This is a genomic window from Xenorhabdus bakwenae, from assembly GCF_030272115.1.
In the GTDB taxonomy this organism is placed as follows: domain Bacteria; phylum Pseudomonadota; class Gammaproteobacteria; order Enterobacterales; family Enterobacteriaceae; genus Xenorhabdus; species Xenorhabdus bakwenae.
Map to the genome: position 1 here is coordinate 3,969,322 of NZ_CP119194.1, position 17,837 is coordinate 3,987,158.

Genomic DNA, 17,837 nt, shown 5'->3' on the forward strand with positions numbered 1-17,837 from the left:
TGGGATAACAGTTCATAAAGTGAGGTTGACTGATGACAGATAAGCGCAAAGACGGTTCAGGAAAGCTGCTGTATTGCTCTTTCTGCGGGAAAAGCCAACATGAAGTACGGAAATTAATAGCTGGCCCGTCAGTGTATATCTGCGATGAATGTGTCGATTTATGTAACGATATCATTCGCGAAGAAATTAAAGAGCTAATACCACATCGTGAGCGTAGTGCATTGCCGACTCCTCATGAAATTCGCCAACATCTGGATGATTATGTTATCGGCCAAGAAACAGCGAAAAAAGTGTTAGCAGTTGCGGTCTATAACCATTACAAGAGATTGCGTAATGGTGACGCCACGAACGGTGTGGAACTCGGCAAAAGTAATATTCTGTTGATTGGCCCGACAGGTAGTGGTAAGACGTTGTTAGCTGAGACATTAGCTCGCTATTTAGACGTTCCGTTTACTATGGCTGATGCCACGACATTAACCGAAGCGGGTTATGTCGGGGAAGATGTAGAAAATATTATCCAGAAACTGCTGCAAAAATGTGATTACGATGTGCAGAAAGCACAGCGTGGTATCGTGTATATTGATGAAATTGATAAAATTTCCCGTAAATCTGATAACCCATCAATTACTCGAGATGTGTCAGGAGAAGGGGTTCAGCAGGCCCTGTTGAAACTGATTGAAGGCACTGTAGCAGCGGTTCCTCCTCAAGGTGGTCGTAAGCATCCACAGCAGGAATTCTTGCAAGTTGATACGTCCAAAATTCTGTTTATCTGCGGCGGTGCGTTTGCCGGCTTGGATAAAGTTGTCAGCCAGCGTTTGAATGTCAGTTCAGGTATTGGTTTTAGTGCTACAGTTAGGGGTGAATCAGAGAAAGCCACAGAAGGTGAATTGCTGTCTGAGGTTGAACCGGAAGATTTGATTAAATTTGGGTTAATTCCTGAATTCATTGGTCGTCTGCCTGTTGTGGCAACGCTGACCGAACTTAACGAAGAAGCACTGATCCAGATCCTACAGGAACCGAAAAACGCGCTGACCAAACAGTATCAGGCCCTGTTTAACCTTGAGGGTGTTGAACTGGAGTTCAGAAAAGAAGCATTGACTGCCATAGCGAAAAAAGCAATGGCACGTAAAACGGGGGCTCGTGGTCTTCGTTCAATTGTTGAGGATGTTTTATTGGATACAATGTACGATCTGCCATCAATGGAACATGTAGAGAAAGTTGTCGTTGATGAAACGGTTGTTGAAGATAACTCCGCACCATTATTGATATATAGCAAGCCGGATGCCCAAGTTTCTGGTGAGTGAAGAAATGGGGTATAGGAAGCAAACCGATTATCAATACGCATTGAAAAAAACAAATGAGGGATTCTCCCTCATTTTGTTTTTTGCCGATATAGGCTATTGAATGTAAGATTCTTGTCCCCATATATTTTATATTCTTTGAAGTGAAACTCGTGAAAACCGTGTTTCACGAGATTCCTAAAACTGGCGAAAGCTAAACGAAGAGAGAGCTCTATGAATCCTGAGCGTTCTGAACGCATAGAAATCCCTGTATTGCCTTTGCGCGATGTCGTGGTTTATCCACATATGGTGATCCCTCTGTTTGTTGGGCGTGAGAAGTCGATTCATTGCCTGGAAGCAGCAATGGAGCATGACAAACAAGTCATGTTGGTCGCGCAAAAAGAAGCATCTACTGATGAGCCGGGAGTCAATGATCTTTTCTCCGTAGGTACAGTGGCTTCTGTTTTACAGATGTTAAAGTTACCAGATGGCACAGTAAAAGTTCTGGTTGAAGGCTTGCAGCGTGCTCGCATTACCACGTTGACGGATAATGGCGAATATTTCTATGCACAAGTTGAATACTCTGAATCCCCTGACGTTGATGAACGTGAGCAAGAAGTTCTGGTAAGAACGGTTATTAACCAGTTTGAAGGTTACGTCAAACTGAATAAAAAGATCCCACCAGAAGTATTGACTTCGTTGCACAGTATTGAAGATGCGGCAAAATTAGCAGATACCATCGCAGCACATATGCCTTTGAAAATCAACGATAAGCAGACAGTTTTAGAAATGTCTAATGTTGTTGAGCGCATTGAATATCTGATAGCAATGATGGAATCAGAAATCGATCTGTTACAGGTAGAAAAACGTATCCGTAATCGCGTTAAAAAACAGATGGAAAAAAGCCAGCGCGAGTACTACCTGAATGAGCAAATGAAAGCTATTCAGAAAGAGTTGGGTGAGATGGATGATGCGCCTGATGAATATGAGACGCTGAAACGTAAGATCGAAGACGCGAAAATGCCGAAAGAGGCTCGCGAAAAAGCCGAAGCTGAATTGCAGAAATTAAAAATGATGTCTCCGATGTCGGCTGAAGCCACGGTTGTTCGTAGTTACATTGATTGGATGGTGCAAGTTCCTTGGGTTTCACGTAGCAAGGTAAAAAAAAGATTTAATAAAAGCTCAGGAAGTGCTGGATACAGACCATTATGGTTTGGAGCGTGTCAAAGAGCGTATTCTTGAATATCTTGCGGTACAGAGCCGCGTTAGCAAGCTGAAGGGACCAATACTTTGTTTGGTAGGGCCTCCTGGTGTGGGAAAAACCTCATTGGGCCGTTCTATCGCACGCGCAACTGGGCGTAAATATGTGCGTATGGCATTGGGGGGGTACGTGATGAAGCGGAGATCCGTGGACATCGTCGTACTTATATTGGCTCAATGCCGGGCAAATTAATCCAGAAAATGTCCAAAGTAGGGGTTAAAAATCCACTGTTCTTGCTAGATGAAATCGATAAAATGTCATCCGACATGCGTGGCGACCCAGCTTCAGCATTGTTAGAAGTACTTGATCCTGAACAAAACGTAGCATTTAACGATCACTACCTTGAAGTTGATTACGATCTCTCCGATGTTATGTTCGTGGCAACCTCTAACTCCATGAATATTCCTGCTCCATTGCTGGATCGTATGGAGGTCATTCGTCTATCGGGCTATACCGAAGATGAAAAACTGAATATTGCCAAACGTCATCTGCTGCCAAAACAGATCGAGCGTAACGCTCTGAAGAAAGACGAATTGACTATCGATGATGGTGCAATTATTGGCATTATCCGTTACTACACTCGTGAGGCTGGTGTTCGTAGTTTAGAACGTGAAATCTCTAAATTGTGTCGTAAAGCGGTTAAAGCATTACTGATGGATAAGAAACTTAAGCACATCGAAATTAATGCGGATAACTTGAAAGATTATCTGGGTGTGCAAAAAGTGGATTATGGTCGTGCTGATACAGAAAATCGAGTTGGTCAGGTAACTGGCCTGGCATGGACAGAAGTTGGTGGTGATTTGCTGACGATTGAAACCGCCAGTGTGCCAGGTAAAGGTAAATTGACTTATACCGGTTCATTGGGTGAAGTGATGCAGGAATCCATCCAGGCGGCATTGACAGTCGTTCGTGCTCGTGCTGATAAGTTGGGTATCAGCTCTGATTTCCATGAGAAACGTGATATTCATGTTCATGTACCGGAAGGAGCGACCCCAAAAGATGGTCCCAGTGCGGGGATTGCAATGTGTACAGCGTTGGTCTCTTGCCTGACGGGTAATCCAGTTCGTGCTGACGTTGCCATGACCGGGGAAATTACGCTGCGTGGTTTAGTACTGCCAATCGGGGGCTTGAAAGAGAAACTGCTGGCAGCACATCGTGGGGGAATTAAAACGGTTTTGATCCCAGATGACAATAAACGAGATCTGGAAGAGATCCCACAGAATGTGATCCAAGATCTGGAGATCCACCCCGTTAAACGTATAGAAGATGTATTATCTATCGCTTTGCAGGAACCCACATTTGGCGCAGAAGTTGTATCACTAAAATAGTACAAAAATAGTGAGCTAACTCAAGAACTGTGTATAAAATTCAGGTTGGTGAGAACATTCAGGCTTGCCAGCCTTTTTTTGTGTCATTAAGTTAGATTAGTCTAATTATCTGATTAAAAATTTTGCTGTTCCATGATTTCTTGCTAATACTGGAAAAGGATTGATATGACGGTATAACTGTCGTGTTATCTGTTGTAAATCGGTTTCCGTTACGAGAGTAATACTAAAATGGGGATGATAAGAGTGAATAAGTCACAACTGATCGACAAAATTGCTGCTGATGCCAATATTTCTAAGGCAGCAGCCGGACGTGTAGTAGATGCATTCATTTCTTCCGTATCTGGTGCATTGAAAAACGGTGATGATGTCGCTTTAGTGGGGTTCGGTACGTTTATTGTACGTGAGCGTGCTGCGCGTACAGGCCGCAACCCTCAGACAGGCAAGGAAATCAAGATCGCAGCAGCAAAAGTACCTGCTTTCCGAGCTGGAAAGGGATTAAAAGATGCTGTTAATGGCTAATGAGTAGGAAACAGGCTCTGGTTTTTGTTATTGAAATAAACTTCAACTGACTAGGCCGTGTTGATAGGCTAGAATATAAGCGCATCAATTGATTGGTGCGCTTTTTTTCTCTTAGCGTTTGAATTGTCGTAATATGACAGTTTCTTTTTCACTAAAGCGGAGTTTTACGTCTTTATGATGGATAACCTACGCACGGCGGCGAACGGTCCTGTGCTCAAAATTGTGTTGGCTCTAATTATCCTGACTTTCCTGGTGACGGGGGTAACTGGTTACCTATCAAGCGAAAGTGGTAATTATGCAGCCAAAGTGAATGGCCAAACCATTAGTCGTGCTCAGCTAGAGCAGGCATTTTTGCAAGAAAAAAATGTTCAGCAGGAGAAGCTGGGAGATGAATTCTCAACTTTGTTAAGCGATGAACAGATGCTACAGCAGCTTCGGCGCCAATCATTGGAGAGACTTATCAATGCCACTTTGATTGAACAGTATGCCCGTAAGCTGGGTTTATCAGCAAGCGACAATCAGGTTGCACAGGAGATACGTAACCTACCGTTTCTCCAGGTTGACGGCCAGTTTGATAACAACAAATATCAGGAGTATTTAAACTGGCTTGCTCATTCAAACATCAGCCCTGACAATTTCGCGGAACAGGTTCGTCAGGAATTGATTAATCGTCAATTGAGGCAAGCTGTTATAGGCGCGGAAATTGCGTTACCGACCGAAGTAAAACAGGAAGCAGCATTATTTCTGCAAGAAAGGACAGTACGTTTTGCGACTCTTGAATTAAAATCAATTGAGGAGAAACAAACAGTTACCGATGAAGAACTGAAAAAATACTATGACGCTAATAGTCAGCATTTTACTGTGCCAGAAAAAGTGAAAGTCAGTTATATCAAAATGGATGCTGCCGATGAACTGAAAGATGTCACTGTATCAGATGCTGATATCGAAAAATTTTATAAAAACAACCTGGCAAAATACACCAAACCTGAACAGAAAAAGTATAGCTTTATTCAACTGGATTCAGACTCTGTCGCCAAATCGGTTTTGGATGAGTTAAAAAAAGGAGCTGATTTTAGTCAATTGGCGTCAGAAAAATCGACTGACAAATTTTCTGCTCAAAAAGGTGGTGATTTAGGCTGGATGGAAGAACGCTCTCTGCCTAATGAGATTAAGTCAGCGAATTTGACGCAGAAAGGGCAGCTTTCAGATGTGGTCAAATTATCTAATGGATATGCCATTTTTCGTTTAGATGATATTAAATATCAGGAAGTCAAACCGTTGGCGGATGTGCGTTCGGAAATAGAAAAAATTGTTAAGCAGGAAAAAGCCGTTGATGCTTTTTATGCATTACAGCGGAAAGTGAGTGATGCCGCAGCGAATGATAATGAGTCTTTGGTAGCAGCAGAGAAAGCGGCGGGTTATCAAGCTGTGACCACGGACTGGTTTGATCGCGATCATGTTCCCACTGATATTAATTTCAACCAAGTTGTTCAGGCTGTCTTCTCTGGCAATTTGATTGATGATAAAGGTGCGACAGGAATTAACTCTGATGTTATTTCGGTTGAAGGCGATAGAGCTTTTATTCTGCGTGTTGACAATGTTAGGCCTGAAACAGTCCAGTCGTTTGAACAGGCCAAACCTGAAGTTACTGAATTGGTAAAACGTCAGAAAGCAGAAAAACAACTTCAGATTGAAAGTGAAAAACTCCTGGCCGCCCTGAAAGAAGGTAAAGGTGAGCAAGTATTGAAAACCGCAGGAATTCAGTTCGAGCAGCCTACCGTGATAAAACATCTGCCACAAACCAATCAGGCTACCGATGTGGCATTCACTTTACCTCATCCTAAAGCGGGTAAGCCTGTATATGGATTAGCTCAAGATGAACTGGGTAACGCTGTACTTATCCAGTTGGATAAAGTTGTTCCGGGATCTGTCACAGATGATCTGTTTAAACAGTATATGGTGGGTTATCAGTATCAGACCGGTAATATCACGCTCGAGTCACTAATCATGAATTTACGTGATGGTGCGGATATTAAGATCGGTCAACTGGAATAAAATTGCGAAGTTACTCGCATCTGCTTTTGCAAAATAGTAATTGAAAAAGGCCACTTTCGTGGCCTTTCGCATATATGAACTTTGCCTGTTGCCCGGAAATATTGTTGTGGCAATCTTTCTTTCACCAATAAAACATGGAGAGATTTATATGAAATATTTAAGGATAGTATTTAACTCACTCATGATGGCATTGTGCATCAGTATGCCGTTGTCTCATGCAGCTACCGTTAATGAATCCACTGACAAGTTGGTGAAACAACCTGTTGACCAACATAAAACTACCATTGAAAACAGTAAGGTGAAAGAGGGGGAAGAGCAAGTCCCAGGCCAGCAGATACAAGAAAAAGGCGTTGTTAATATTAATACTGCGAATGCTGAAGAGTTAGCGAAAGAACTCAATGGGGTAGGCGCTAAAAAAGCACAGGCAATTGTTGAATATCGTGAAAAATATGGTTCTTTTACAGCAATAGAACAATTGCAAGAAGTACAAGGTATTGGTCCGATTTTCATAGAGAAAAATCGAGATAAATTAACTTACTAAGTATTAAGGCCCTCTTGTGCATTTATCAGTAATTTGTTCAAGAGGGCTGTGATATCGATCAAGAATAATTGATTAAATGCCATTGTAGTTAAATTGTTTTGCTATTGTTACATTTTGTCTGGTCGGATGAGTGTAAGGAAAAAATAGTAATGAGTACAATTATCAAAGTCAGGGGTTACCATATTGATCTTTTCCAGCACGTGAACAATGCTCGTTATTTGGAATTTATGGAAGCAGCTCGCTGGGATTTACTTACTGAAGATGACACGCTGGAATGGTTAAATCGTAAGAATATTGGTTTTGTTGTGGTGAATATCAATATTAATTATCGCCATCCCGCCGTGATGACAGATGAGCTGGAAGTGAAATCTTCGATGCGGGAGTTACGTAATAAAAGTGGTACATTTTTTCAGGAAATTATACGCCGGGGTGATAATCAGATTATTGCAGATGCTTTAACTACATTTGCTTGTATTGATTTGAAAACGCAAAAAGCGTTAGCTTTAGAAGGTGAATTACGAGAAAGGATGGAAGCCTATAAAAACAATGCCGACGAATAACGATAAAATAAAAATGTGGAATGAGAGGTTCCACGAGCCTCTCACAGATCACGTTGATGAGATCGTTTCGATTAACTGAGATGGGTTTTGGCTTTCATATCTAACATCGTGGCTTGGGCATTGCTTAAATAATGCTTTAATCCCTCAGCCCTGAGATGACAGGCAGCGCATTCACCGCATCCATCACCCTGAATACCGTTATAGCACGTAAGGGTTTTATTGCGAACAAAATCCAATTTTTGATAATAATCTGCCAATGCCCAAGTTTCCGCTTTGGTTAACCACATTAGAGGGGTTTCGAAACGAATATCACGAGCGATACCAAGGCTGACGGCTTTATTGAGTGCTTTAACAAATTCATCACGGCAATCTGGGTAGCCCGAAAAATCAGTTTCACAAACGCCAGTAATAACGACTTCAGCTTCAACCTGATAAGCATAAATTGCCGCCAGGGTTAAAAATAATATATTACGGCCAGGCACAAAAGTACTTGGGAGGCCACTTTTTTCACTTTCACTGAAATCGGGTACGGGAATATTGTCTCTTGTCAGGCTACTGATGGCGAGCTCGTTCAATAAAGTCACATCAAGGACTTTGTGGGCAGCAGCGCCCAATTTTTTGCTTATACGACAAGCGACATCAATTTCAGCATGATGGCGCTGTCCATAATCAAAGGTGACACAGTGAACTTCGTCATATTGGTGGAGTGCCTGAATTAAACAAGTGCTGGAATCCTGTCCACCACTGAATACAACAACGGCTCGTTTCATGATACCTACCTCTGTAAATTGAAGGAGATATGTTACTCATAACCGTTTAACTTGGGTAGTTGTGTTAGATACTGTGTGATATCACCGATATTATTACGCACCCACTCTGGGTTGTAATAGGTATCAAGATAGCGTTCCCCACTATCACAGAGTAATGTCACAATTGCCCCTTGTTGGTTGTTATCGTGCATTTGCTTGGCGAGTTGTAAAGCTCCCCAGACGTTAGTTCCTGTTGATGCTCCCGTTTTTCTGCCAATTAATTTTTCAAGCCAATAAATGGTAGCAATTGTGGCAAGATCGGGAACTTGGATCATGTCATCGATAACCGTAGGGATAAAAGAAGGTTCTGCGCGTGGGCGGCCAATTCCTTCTATTTTACTGCCAGTACCTCCGCAAATATCACGGCGGTTCTGATGGTAGCAATCGTAGAAGACGGAGTTCTCTGGATCGACAACAATGAGTTTAGTGTTATATCCCTGATAGCGGATATAGCGCCCAAGTGTCGCAGATGTGCCCCCTGTTCCTGCACTCATAACGATGTAAGTTGGTTCAGAAAAAGGCTCTAGTTGCATCTGGCGGAAAATACTTTCTGCAATATTATTGTTTCCTCGCCAGTCAGTTGCTCGCTCGGCATAGGTAAACTGATCCATGTAATGGCCATTAAGCTCTTTTGCCAGGCGCTCTGATTCTTGATAAATCAAGGCGGAATGCTCTACAAAATGACATTTACCGCCATAGAACTCAATCTCTTGAATTTTGCGTTTAGCAGTACAGAAAGGCATAACAGCAATAAATGGTAAACCAAGCAAGCGGGCAAAATAAGCTTCCGAAACAGCAGTACTTCCAGATGAAGCTTCAATAATAGGCGTTCCTTCCTGGATCCAACCATTAGTAAGTGCGTAAAGGAATAGGGAACGTGCAAGCCGATGTTTGAGGCTACCCGTGGGATGAGTGCTTTCATCTTTGAGATAGAGGTAAATACCCGGAAATATTGGGAAGTTAAGACGAATAAGATGTGTATCAGCGCTGCGTTGATAATCAGCTTGGATAGCTTTTATGGCATTTGTAGCCCATAAAGACGACATAAATTGACCCTAAATAATAATACCGTAGTGGTATATAGATTACCCTTACATTTGGAGAAATAGATTGTTATTTTTCTGAGAATATCCGTTATATTTGGGAAATATTTCTATAGGATTTAGATATGTTAGATAAAATAGACCGTAAGCTACTGGCACTGCTCCAACAGGATTGTAGTCTATCCTTGAATGCACTGGCTGAAGCCGTTAATTTGACTTCGACACCTTGCTGGAAGCGTCTTAAACGACTTGAAGATGAAGGTTATATTGTTGGCAGGGTTGCCTTGTTAAATGGGGAAAAACTCGGTCTGGGTTTGACAGTGATAGTGATGATTAAAACGCAACAACACAGCAGTGAGTGGTATGAACAGTTTGTCTCCTTTATAAAAGAGATGCCAGAAGTCTTAACATTTTATCGCATGGCGGGTGAATATGATTACCTGATGCATATAGAAGTTGTTGATATGAAAAGTTATGATCATTTCTACAAACGTATGGTAAATGGGGTTTCTGGTTTGATTGATGTTACTTCTAACTTTGCCATGGAAAAGATCAAATATACAACGGCGCTGCCAATACCAGATTCAGTAACATCATAAAGATCCCTTTGGTCGGTAGGTGCTAACTCTTTTATTTTTACCTTGGGAATAGATGTGTGAGATTATTTTCACAATTAAGCTGGTATTTTATTCGTGAATGGCGGCGTTATCTGGGTGCTGTTATTTTCCTCGTTTTGATTGCGGTGCTGCAACTCATTCCTCCCCACTTAGTCGGGATTATCGTTGATGGTATTAGCTCAAAAACAATGACCTCCCGTCAGCTATTAATGTTGCTGGGGTTAATGCTGTTCATTGCTTTGGCAATTTATGGTCTGCGATATGTTTGGCGTGTATGGTTGTTCGGTGCTTCTTATCGGCTGGCTGTTAAGCTGCGTGGTGACTTCTACAAGCGTTTGAGTAGTCAGAATCCTGAATTTTATCTGCGTCATAGAACAGGCGATCTCATGGCGCGCGCAACCAATGATGTTGACAGAGTTGTTTTTGCCGCAGGTGAGGGAGTCCTTACTTTGGTTGATGCATTAGTTATGGGGTGTTCTGTCCTAATTGTCATGAGCGTGGAGATCAGTTGGCAATTAACATTGTTATCACTAGTGCCGATGCCTGTTATGGCCTTGGCGATTAAGCATTATGGTAATCAGCTTCATCATCGTTTTAAATCTGCGCAAGGCGCATTTTCTGTACTGAATAACCATGCGCAGGAAAGTTTGACTAGTATCCGTATGATAAAAGCGTTTGGATTGGAAAAACTTCAATCTAACCAGTTTGAAGAAGTTGCTATTGATGCTGGGCGTAAGAATATGCATGTTGCGCGTGTAGATGCGCGTTTTGATCCCACCATTTTCATTGCTATTACTGTTGCAAACCTCTTGGCTGTCGGTGGAGGGAGTTGGATGGTGGTGAAGGGTTCCATGACCCTTGGTGAATTGACTAGTTTTGTCATGTATCTGGGATTGATGATCTGGCCTATGTTGGCATTGGCATGGATGTTCAACATTGTTGAGAGAGGAAGTGCTGCTTATACACGTATCCGCAGTTTGTTGCAGGAACCCCTGGTAACCGAAGATGGTGTGTTGTCTTTGTCTTCAGAGCGGGGGAGCTTGTGGGCAAATATCAACAAATTTACCTATCCTCAAAGTAATAAACCTGTTTTGGAAAATATCCATTTTCAATTAGAGCCTGGTCAGTTATTAGGGCTTTGTGGATCAACTGGTGCAGGGAAGAGTACTTTATTGGCTTTGTTACAACGGCAGTTTGATGTCACCGATGGAGCCATTCTTTTCCAGTCAAAAAATATCTCTGCGCTTCGAATAGAAGAGTGGCGTTCACGATTGGCTATTGTCAACCAAACTCCTTTCCTGTTTTCGGATACCGTTGCAGGTAATATTGCGTTGGGACGACCGGATGCAACCCAAGAGCAAATAGAAGAAGTCGCTCGTTTAGCAAGTGTACATGATGATATTTTGCGATTGCCCCAAGGTTATCAAACGGAAGTGGGCGAACGCGGTGTGATGCTTTCCGGGGGGCAAAAACAGCGTATATCCATTGCCAGGGCTTTGCTGTTAGAGACAGAGATTTTAATCCTTGATGATGCTCTGTCAGCCGTTGATGGTCACACGGAACACCAGATTATGAAAAATCTTAGCCAATGGCGGCAACAGCGCACTGTTATTATCAGTGCGCATCGGCTGTCAGCATTAACGGAAGCCGATAATATTTTGGTTATGCAACATGGCTCAGTGATACAACACGGCCAGCATAAACAGCTTATCACCCAATCAGGTTGGTATTCCGATATGTACCATTACCAACAACTCGAAGCTGAATTGGGTGGAGAAAATGACTAAAACTCATATAGGTAAGCTATGGCCGTCATTAAAGCGCTTACTTTCTTACGGCAAAAATTACCGTAAACCGATGCTAATTGCTGTATTGATGTTGTGGATTGCTGCATTGGCAGAGGTAAGCGGACCTCTGCTTGTGAGTTATTTTATCGACAATATGGTGGCAACGGGAAATTTACCGCTCGATATTGTCGGTGGGCTTGCCGCAATCTTCTTGATTTTGCAGCTTATTGCTGCGGCTTTACACTATTATCAAACATTATTTTTTAATCAGGCATCTGTGGGAGTGGTGCAGAAGCTTCGTACTGATGTGATGGATTCAGCATTACGTCAGCCATTAAGTGCTTTTGATAATCAACCCGTTGGACAACTGATATCCCGCGTAACAAATGATACTGAGGTCATTAAGGATCTGTTTGTTAATGTGATTCCTATGGTATTTCGCTGTATTGCACTAATTGGTGCCATGCTGATAGCCATGTTTGTTTTAAATTGGCGTATGGCATGTGTTGCAATCGTAATATTTCCGGCAGTCTTGCTTGTCATGGTGATCTATCAGCGTCTTAGTACCCCAATAGTTAGGCGGGTTCGCGGTTATCTGGCTGACATTAATGATGGTTTCAATGAAGCCATTAATGGCATGAGTGTGATTCAGCAGTTTCGTCAGCAAGCTCGTTTTGGCGAGAAAATGTTAGCAACCAACCGAGCACATTATCAGGCTCGTATGCAGGCTTTACGGCTAGATGGCATCTTATTAAGGCCATTAGTGAGTTTCTTTTCTGCCGTAATATTGTGTGGTCTGCTCTTAGTGTTTGGTATCAAAGGCACTGAGGTTATCGGCGTTGGTGTACTGTATGCTTTTATTAACTATCTTGGGCGATTAAATGAGCCACTGATTGAGTTGACTTCACAGCAATCGGTATTGCAGCAAGCGGTGGTTTCAGGAGAACGTGTTTTCGAATTGATGGATAGTCCACAACAGCAATATGGCAACGATTTACGGGCGTTAGAAAGTGGCAGAATTGATATTGAAAATTTAAACTTTGCTTATCGCGGTGACAAACTTGTCTTAAGCGATATTAATCTGCATGTTCCTTCACATGGGTTTGTGGCCTTGGTTGGGCATACAGGGAGTGGAAAAAGCACTCTGGCTAATTTGATTATGGGGTACTATCCGTGGCAAGACGGTGAGATCTATCTTGACAGGCGCTCCATATCTTCGCTTTCTCACGCCGTGTTGCGTAATGGGGTGGCAATGGTGCAGCAAGATCCTGTTGTTTTGGCCGCGTCATTCCTCAACAATATCACGCTAGGGCGGGATATCAGCGAAGAGAAAATATGGGAAGTACTAGAATTAGTTCAATTAGCTGACTTTGTTCGTCATTTACCAGATGGTTTGAATTTCGTTTTGGGAGAACAAGGGAATACACTTTCAGCCGGCCAAAAACAGCTTTTAGCAATGGCTCGAGTTTTAGTGCAAACGCCACAGATCCTTATTTTGGATGAGGCAACCGCAAATATTGATTCTGGGACAGAACAATCAGTACAGAAAGCGCTGAGCATGATCCGCAAACAGACGACATTGGTGGTAATTGCTCATCGTCTTTCAACCATTACTGAGGCTGATTCCATATTAGTGCTGCATCGTGGTGCAATTGTTGAGCAAGGTCAGCATCAACAGTTACTGGAAAAGCGTGGACGCTATTATCAAATGTACCAACTCCAGCAAGTTGGCGAGACGTTGAATGAATCAGTGCACGTTTAGTGTGCATATTTAGGCTGCGTATAGGGAGCAGATGCATTTTCTGTTCCCTTTTTTATCCGCTCTTTAGCGATGTTTTTCGATAACAAACTGATTACTCATCATTTTTAACTTTTGGCATATCCCTTGCAGATATTCCCTTGTACAAACGTAGCGAAAAACGGGGGAAATATGAAACTTATTACCATCATCATCAAGCCATTTAAGCTGGAGGAAGTGCGGGAAGCACTTGCTGATATAGGTATACAGGGTATGACTATAACAGAAGTAAAGGGATTTGGGCGTCAAAAAGGTCATTCCGAACTTTATCGAGGTGCTGAATACAACGTTAATTTTTTGCCCAAAGTTAAGATTGATATTGCTACCAATGACGAACGAGTTGAAGAAATTATCCATGTTGTTCAACAGACTGCTTTCACCGGAAAAATGGGGGATGGAAAAATCTTTCTCTTTGAATTGCAGCATGCCGTCAGGATCAGGACGGGTGAAACGAATGATGCAGCACTGTAAATGAGGAGGGAAAAATGAAGAATAAATTTTTATCCATAGCGTGTATTGCGGCCAGTTTTCCTTCGTTTGCTATTGCTGCGGAAAGTCATTTTAATAAAGCAGACACTGTATTTATGTTAATAAATACGATACTGGTACTTTTTATGACAATACCTGGCATTGCCCTGTTTTATGGGGGATTACTACGCAGCAAAAATGTGTTGTCACTCATGTCACAGGTGATTGTCAGTTTTTCATTGGTTTGTGTGCTTTGGATTATTTATGGATATAGTATGACCTTTGAGACAGGCAACGCTTTTTGGGGTGGTTTTGGTCAGGTTATGTTAAAAAATATATCCATAACTGATCTAACTGGTAATTTTTATCAGTTAATTCATGTTGTTTTCCAAGGTGCATTTGCCTGTATTACTGTTGCTTTGGTGGTAGGCGCGTTATGTGAAAGAATTCGGTTTTCAGCATTGCTGATTTTTAGTGTGTTATGGCTGACCGCATCTTATATCCCTATGGCGCATATGGTATGGGGTGGCGGCTGGCTGGCTCAGGATGGAGCCTTGGATTTTGCTGGCGGGACTGTCGTTCATATTAATGCGGCAGCAGCAGGTTTGGTTGGTGCTTATTTACTTGGGAAGCGCTCAGGCTTTGGGCGGGAAGCATTTAAACCTCATAACCTACCAATGGCTTTTATTGGAACAGCGATCCTTTATATTGGATGGTTTGGCTTTAACGTGGGATCGACTGGTGAAGTCAATGCCACTTCGGCGCTGGCTCTAGTGAATACGGTGGCGGCAACGGCGGGAGCCGTGTTGACATGGGTTTTCTGTGAGTGGCTATTTCGCCAGAAACCTTCGCTTCTGGGGGCTTGTTCTGGATGTATTTCGGGGTTAGTGGTCATTACGCCTGCCGCTGCAACAGTGGGTATCGGTGGTGCATTGGTGATGGGATTGATTGCCGGTATTGCAGGCTTGTGGGGGGTAGTCATACTGAAGAAGTGGTTACGTGTTGATGATGTTTGTGATGTGTTTGGGGTACATGGAGTATGTGGCATTGTTGGTTGTGTATTGACCGCTGTTTTTACTGCCCCGGCTTTAGGTGGAACAGGGTTTGCTGAAGGAATGACAATGCTAAGGCAGCTCGGTATTCAGGTTATTAGTATATTGGTCTGTATAGTTTGGTCATCCATAGCGGCTTATATTTCATTTAAGATCGCTGATAAATTGGTTGGATTACGTATTAGTATCGAGTCAGAAAGAGAAGGACTTGATATTACTTCACATGGTGAAAGCGCTTATAACTGAGCACTTTTATTTGCAAATAGGTATGCCGTAGTAACAGAAAAGTTGATTACGGCATACGGCTATTGATTCAATTCATCATAGCTTACGGATGACTCCCTCCTGAACCGCAGAAGCGATAAGCACCCCTGTGCGGTTATAGATATGCCCGCGGACAAAACCACGCGCCCCTGATGCTGATGGACTTTCGATTGAATAAAGTAACCAGTCATCCATATTGAAAGGGCGGTGATACCACATTGAGTGATCAATCGTGGCTATTTGCATATTTTCCGCCATAAATTTTACGTCATGGGGCTGTAGTGCCGTAGGCAGAAAATTGAAATCTGATGCATAGCCCAGCAAACAATGGTGAATGAATGGATCTTCCGGCATTTTTCCATTGCTACGGAACCAAACATAACGCACAGGGATTTGGGATGAATGATTAGGTAGACTTTGAAGAGGAACGAATTTCATCTCCAAGGGTGGCATGGAAAAAACTTTTTTTTAATTTTGTCGGAAGTGAGTTAGCCATTTTTTTTACAATGTCTTCTTCGGGATCTAACTCTTCGGGAAAAGGGACCAGGGGCATAGTATTTTGATGTTCAAAACTTGCTTCATGTCCTTGAAAGGACGCGGTCAGGTAGAAGATAGGATGACCATTTTGTATTGCGCTGACGCGGCGGGCACTGAAACTTTTTCCATCACGCAATATTTCAATATCATAAACAATGGGCTTATGGCTATCACCTGGGCGTAAAAAATAGCTATGAAAGGAGTGGATCATTCTATCATCCGCGACGGTTTGTTTTGCTGCATATAGCGCCTGGCCTATGACTTGCCCACCGAAAACTTGAGGAAATCCTAAGTCTTGACTTTGTCCTCGGTAAATCCCTTCTTCTATTTTTTCTAAATGTATCAAGTTAATTAAGTTTTGTAATGCTTGACTCATAACATGCCTTTACTTTTAGCGTATTTGAAAATTATAAATGAAAGATTATGGATAATAAGTTTTTATTTATTTGAAAATAAATGGATTAAGTTGTGAATGAAATTATCCTTGAGTTTTTATTTTAGATGTGAATTATCACTGCTAATTTCATTAATGCTTATCAAATAATGCGAATGTATTGCTTTGTAGATTTATCTTTTGATTTGTATGATTATTTTTATTTTAAATGCTAAGGATAAGGAAATTGTTATTTAACTTAGGTTAAATTTGTGAAATTATGTGGTTTTTATATGACATGGCAATGATTCATTAGTGTTATTAAATATATCTATTGTTGCACCTGTTTGCTGTTCATCTACTGTGAGTTATAGCTTGAAAAAAATGCTAAAAGCATTCTGTTTAGTAGGATTATTAATTTTTTGATGCTTTTTACAACGTTACGTGCAATAAATCAGCATTCAAATGAAGTTGCCTTGCTATTTCATCATGTTTGAAAGATAATGACCACCGCTTCGAAATTTGAAGCTAACTTCAATGGGGGCTCTGTTGGTTCTCCCGCAACGCTAACTTGTTAACTTGGTCAGGTCTGGAAAGAAGCAGCCATAGCAAGGGATGCGTGTGCCGGGATGTAGCTGGCAGAGCCCTCACCAATTCCAAGCTCATCATAAGATTATACTGTCAGCCGATAATAGCTACCGGCTCAAGTCACTTTCTATCTGAACATTACAGTCTAGCGGACAAATTTCCAAACAGATGATGGGATTTTATCATAGAGTTTATTCATGGTAAGTTCAGCCAAACGGTGATCAGCCGCAGAGTAGAACAATTCAAGTTCATCTTCCGAAAGCTCGTATTTATTTTTTTCAATTACACGTTCCAGTGTTTCAATAGAAGTGCATTTTCTTAAACGCATCAGATAGTCAGTTTTAGTCATAATCGCCTTATCTTATTTGGTATAAAAAATAGTTAGTAATATATTTATCAGATTCTACTTAAAGAAGCGTTCAAATCATGTAACAAAACGTTAGTTAAGTGTTCGTTTGTTTTTTGCCATTTTGTAAGCTCAAGAAAGCTTATCTTATCACTTCCAAATAAATTATATGTTTTATCTAGATAGTCATCAATTAAGGTGCTCAGAGTGTGGTTGTCTGAGTATTTAATTTTAAAGCTCCAAACAAAAGCTGCAATGTGTTCAATCAATTCGTTTAGTTTTAAACTTTTCTCGGAGGTCAGGTCGTGAATCCAATGATTATCAGTGCGATTCAGGACGGAAAAAGCCTCATGAATTAAATTTTCGCATAAGTATTTTAATTCAGCAACATCATGTCTTCTTGGTGAATATTCATCCATAGTCACCCCCGTAAACGATGCATAGCTTATTTGAACTAAGGCTTATACATGCTAATTATTATAGTCATTCTTTTAGAATAGAGCTTATCAAAACATGATTATTATTTATTAATGTTAATGTTCTATTTTACCTATCTGCCAACTGTTTTTTTAACAATAGCTCATTTACGTTTAGTTATGACAAAAACACTA

The 17,837-nt window shown here is 41.6% G+C and carries 14 protein-coding genes, 1 other RNA gene and 3 pseudogenes; 12 read left to right on the forward strand and 6 right to left on the reverse strand.

The window, feature by feature from the left end:
• Positions 1–32: 32 nt before the first annotated feature.
• The 6 genes and pseudogenes from clpX to PXH59_RS19645 all read left to right on the forward strand — a co-directional run bounded on the left by clpX (position 33) and on the right by PXH59_RS19645 (position 7,544).
• Positions 33–1,304, forward strand: coding sequence for an ATP-dependent protease ATP-binding subunit ClpX (gene clpX, locus PXH59_RS19620; RefSeq protein ID WP_047766817.1), 1,272 nt, complete (start codon positions 33–35; stop codon positions 1,302–1,304).
• A 210-nt stretch (positions 1,305–1,514) separates the two neighbouring features.
• Positions 1,515–3,869: pseudogene (gene lon / locus PXH59_RS19625) on the forward strand (endopeptidase La).
• 243 nt (positions 3,870–4,112) lie between these two features.
• Positions 4,113–4,388: a nucleoid-associated protein HU-beta gene (gene hupB, locus PXH59_RS19630; RefSeq protein ID WP_167400581.1), complete on the forward strand. Its 276-nt coding sequence runs from the start codon at positions 4,113–4,115 to the stop codon at positions 4,386–4,388.
• A 174-nt stretch (positions 4,389–4,562) separates the two neighbouring features.
• Positions 4,563–6,443, forward strand: a complete 1,881-nt coding sequence (ppiD, locus tag PXH59_RS19635; RefSeq protein ID WP_285809833.1) for a peptidylprolyl isomerase — start codon at positions 4,563–4,565, stop codon at positions 6,441–6,443.
• Between the two features lie 148 nt (positions 6,444–6,591).
• Entirely contained in the window at positions 6,592–6,984 is a 393-nt protein-coding gene (locus PXH59_RS19640) for a ComEA family DNA-binding protein (protein WP_285811833.1), read from the forward strand.
• A 149-nt stretch (positions 6,985–7,133) separates the two neighbouring features.
• The gene (locus tag PXH59_RS19645; RefSeq protein ID WP_285809834.1) at positions 7,134–7,544 is read left to right on the forward strand and encodes an acyl-CoA thioesterase; all 411 of its coding nucleotides are present in this window, start codon (positions 7,134–7,136) and stop codon (positions 7,542–7,544) included.
• Between the two features lie 71 nt (positions 7,545–7,615).
• Here the strand turns inward: PXH59_RS19645 and queC are convergent, their stop codons facing one another.
• Complete coding sequence (queC, locus tag PXH59_RS19650) at positions 7,616–8,314, reverse strand: 7-cyano-7-deazaguanine synthase QueC (RefSeq protein ID WP_285809836.1); 699 nt, start codon at positions 8,312–8,314, stop codon at positions 7,616–7,618.
• 32 nt (positions 8,315–8,346) lie between these two features.
• The gene (locus PXH59_RS19655; RefSeq protein WP_047766804.1) at positions 8,347–9,399 is read right to left on the reverse strand and encodes a PLP-dependent cysteine synthase family protein; all 1,053 of its coding nucleotides are present in this window, start codon (positions 9,397–9,399) and stop codon (positions 8,347–8,349) included.
• A gap of 122 nt (positions 9,400–9,521) precedes the next feature.
• Between PXH59_RS19655 and PXH59_RS19660 the strand changes: the two genes are divergently transcribed.
• From PXH59_RS19660 to amtB, 5 genes are all read left to right on the forward strand, one after another.
• Positions 9,522–9,995: an Lrp/AsnC family transcriptional regulator gene (locus PXH59_RS19660; protein ID WP_047766802.1), complete on the forward strand. Its 474-nt coding sequence runs from the start codon at positions 9,522–9,524 to the stop codon at positions 9,993–9,995.
• 56 nt (positions 9,996–10,051) lie between these two features.
• Positions 10,052–11,800: a SmdA family multidrug ABC transporter permease/ATP-binding protein gene (locus PXH59_RS19665; protein ID WP_285809838.1), complete on the forward strand. Its 1,749-nt coding sequence runs from the start codon at positions 10,052–10,054 to the stop codon at positions 11,798–11,800.
• Positions 11,793–13,562: a SmdB family multidrug efflux ABC transporter permease/ATP-binding protein gene (locus PXH59_RS19670; protein ID WP_285809839.1), complete on the forward strand. Its 1,770-nt coding sequence runs from the start codon at positions 11,793–11,795 to the stop codon at positions 13,560–13,562. Before PXH59_RS19665 ends, PXH59_RS19670 begins: the two co-directional genes overlap by 8 nt.
• Before the next feature lie 168 nt (positions 13,563–13,730).
• Positions 13,731–14,069 (forward strand): P-II family nitrogen regulator, encoded by a 339-nt coding sequence (gene glnK / locus PXH59_RS19675; protein ID WP_047766799.1) that lies wholly within the window; start codon positions 13,731–13,733, stop codon positions 14,067–14,069.
• Between the two features lie 14 nt (positions 14,070–14,083).
• Positions 14,084–15,364, forward strand: a complete 1,281-nt coding sequence (gene amtB, locus PXH59_RS19680) for an ammonium transporter AmtB (RefSeq protein WP_285809842.1) — start codon at positions 14,084–14,086, stop codon at positions 15,362–15,364.
• 75 nt (positions 15,365–15,439) lie between these two features.
• On the opposite strand, the pseudogene PXH59_RS20295 reads toward amtB, so the two are convergent.
• Together PXH59_RS20295 and PXH59_RS20300 are read right to left on the reverse strand one after the other, a co-directional pair.
• Positions 15,440–15,775: pseudogene (locus PXH59_RS20295) on the reverse strand (acyl-CoA thioesterase II); the annotation flags it as partial.
• Positions 15,776–15,886: 111 nt separating this feature from the next.
• Positions 15,887–16,295, reverse strand: a pseudogene (locus tag PXH59_RS20300) (acyl-CoA thioesterase domain-containing protein); the annotation flags it as partial.
• Positions 16,296–16,839: 544 nt separating this feature from the next.
• Here PXH59_RS20300 and ffs point away from each other — a divergent pair.
• An RNA gene (ffs, locus tag PXH59_RS19690) (signal recognition particle sRNA small type) lies at positions 16,840–16,936 on the forward strand.
• Between the two features lie 89 nt (positions 16,937–17,025).
• Here ffs and hha read toward each other — a convergent pair.
• Positions 17,026–17,229, reverse strand: coding sequence for a hemolysin expression-modulating protein Hha (gene hha, locus PXH59_RS19695; protein WP_047766794.1), 204 nt, complete (start codon positions 17,227–17,229; stop codon positions 17,026–17,028).
• A 47-nt stretch (positions 17,230–17,276) separates the two neighbouring features.
• The gene (gene tomB, locus PXH59_RS19700) at positions 17,277–17,645 is read right to left on the reverse strand and encodes an Hha toxicity modulator TomB (protein ID WP_285809844.1); all 369 of its coding nucleotides are present in this window, start codon (positions 17,643–17,645) and stop codon (positions 17,277–17,279) included.
• Positions 17,646–17,837 lie beyond the last annotated feature (192 nt).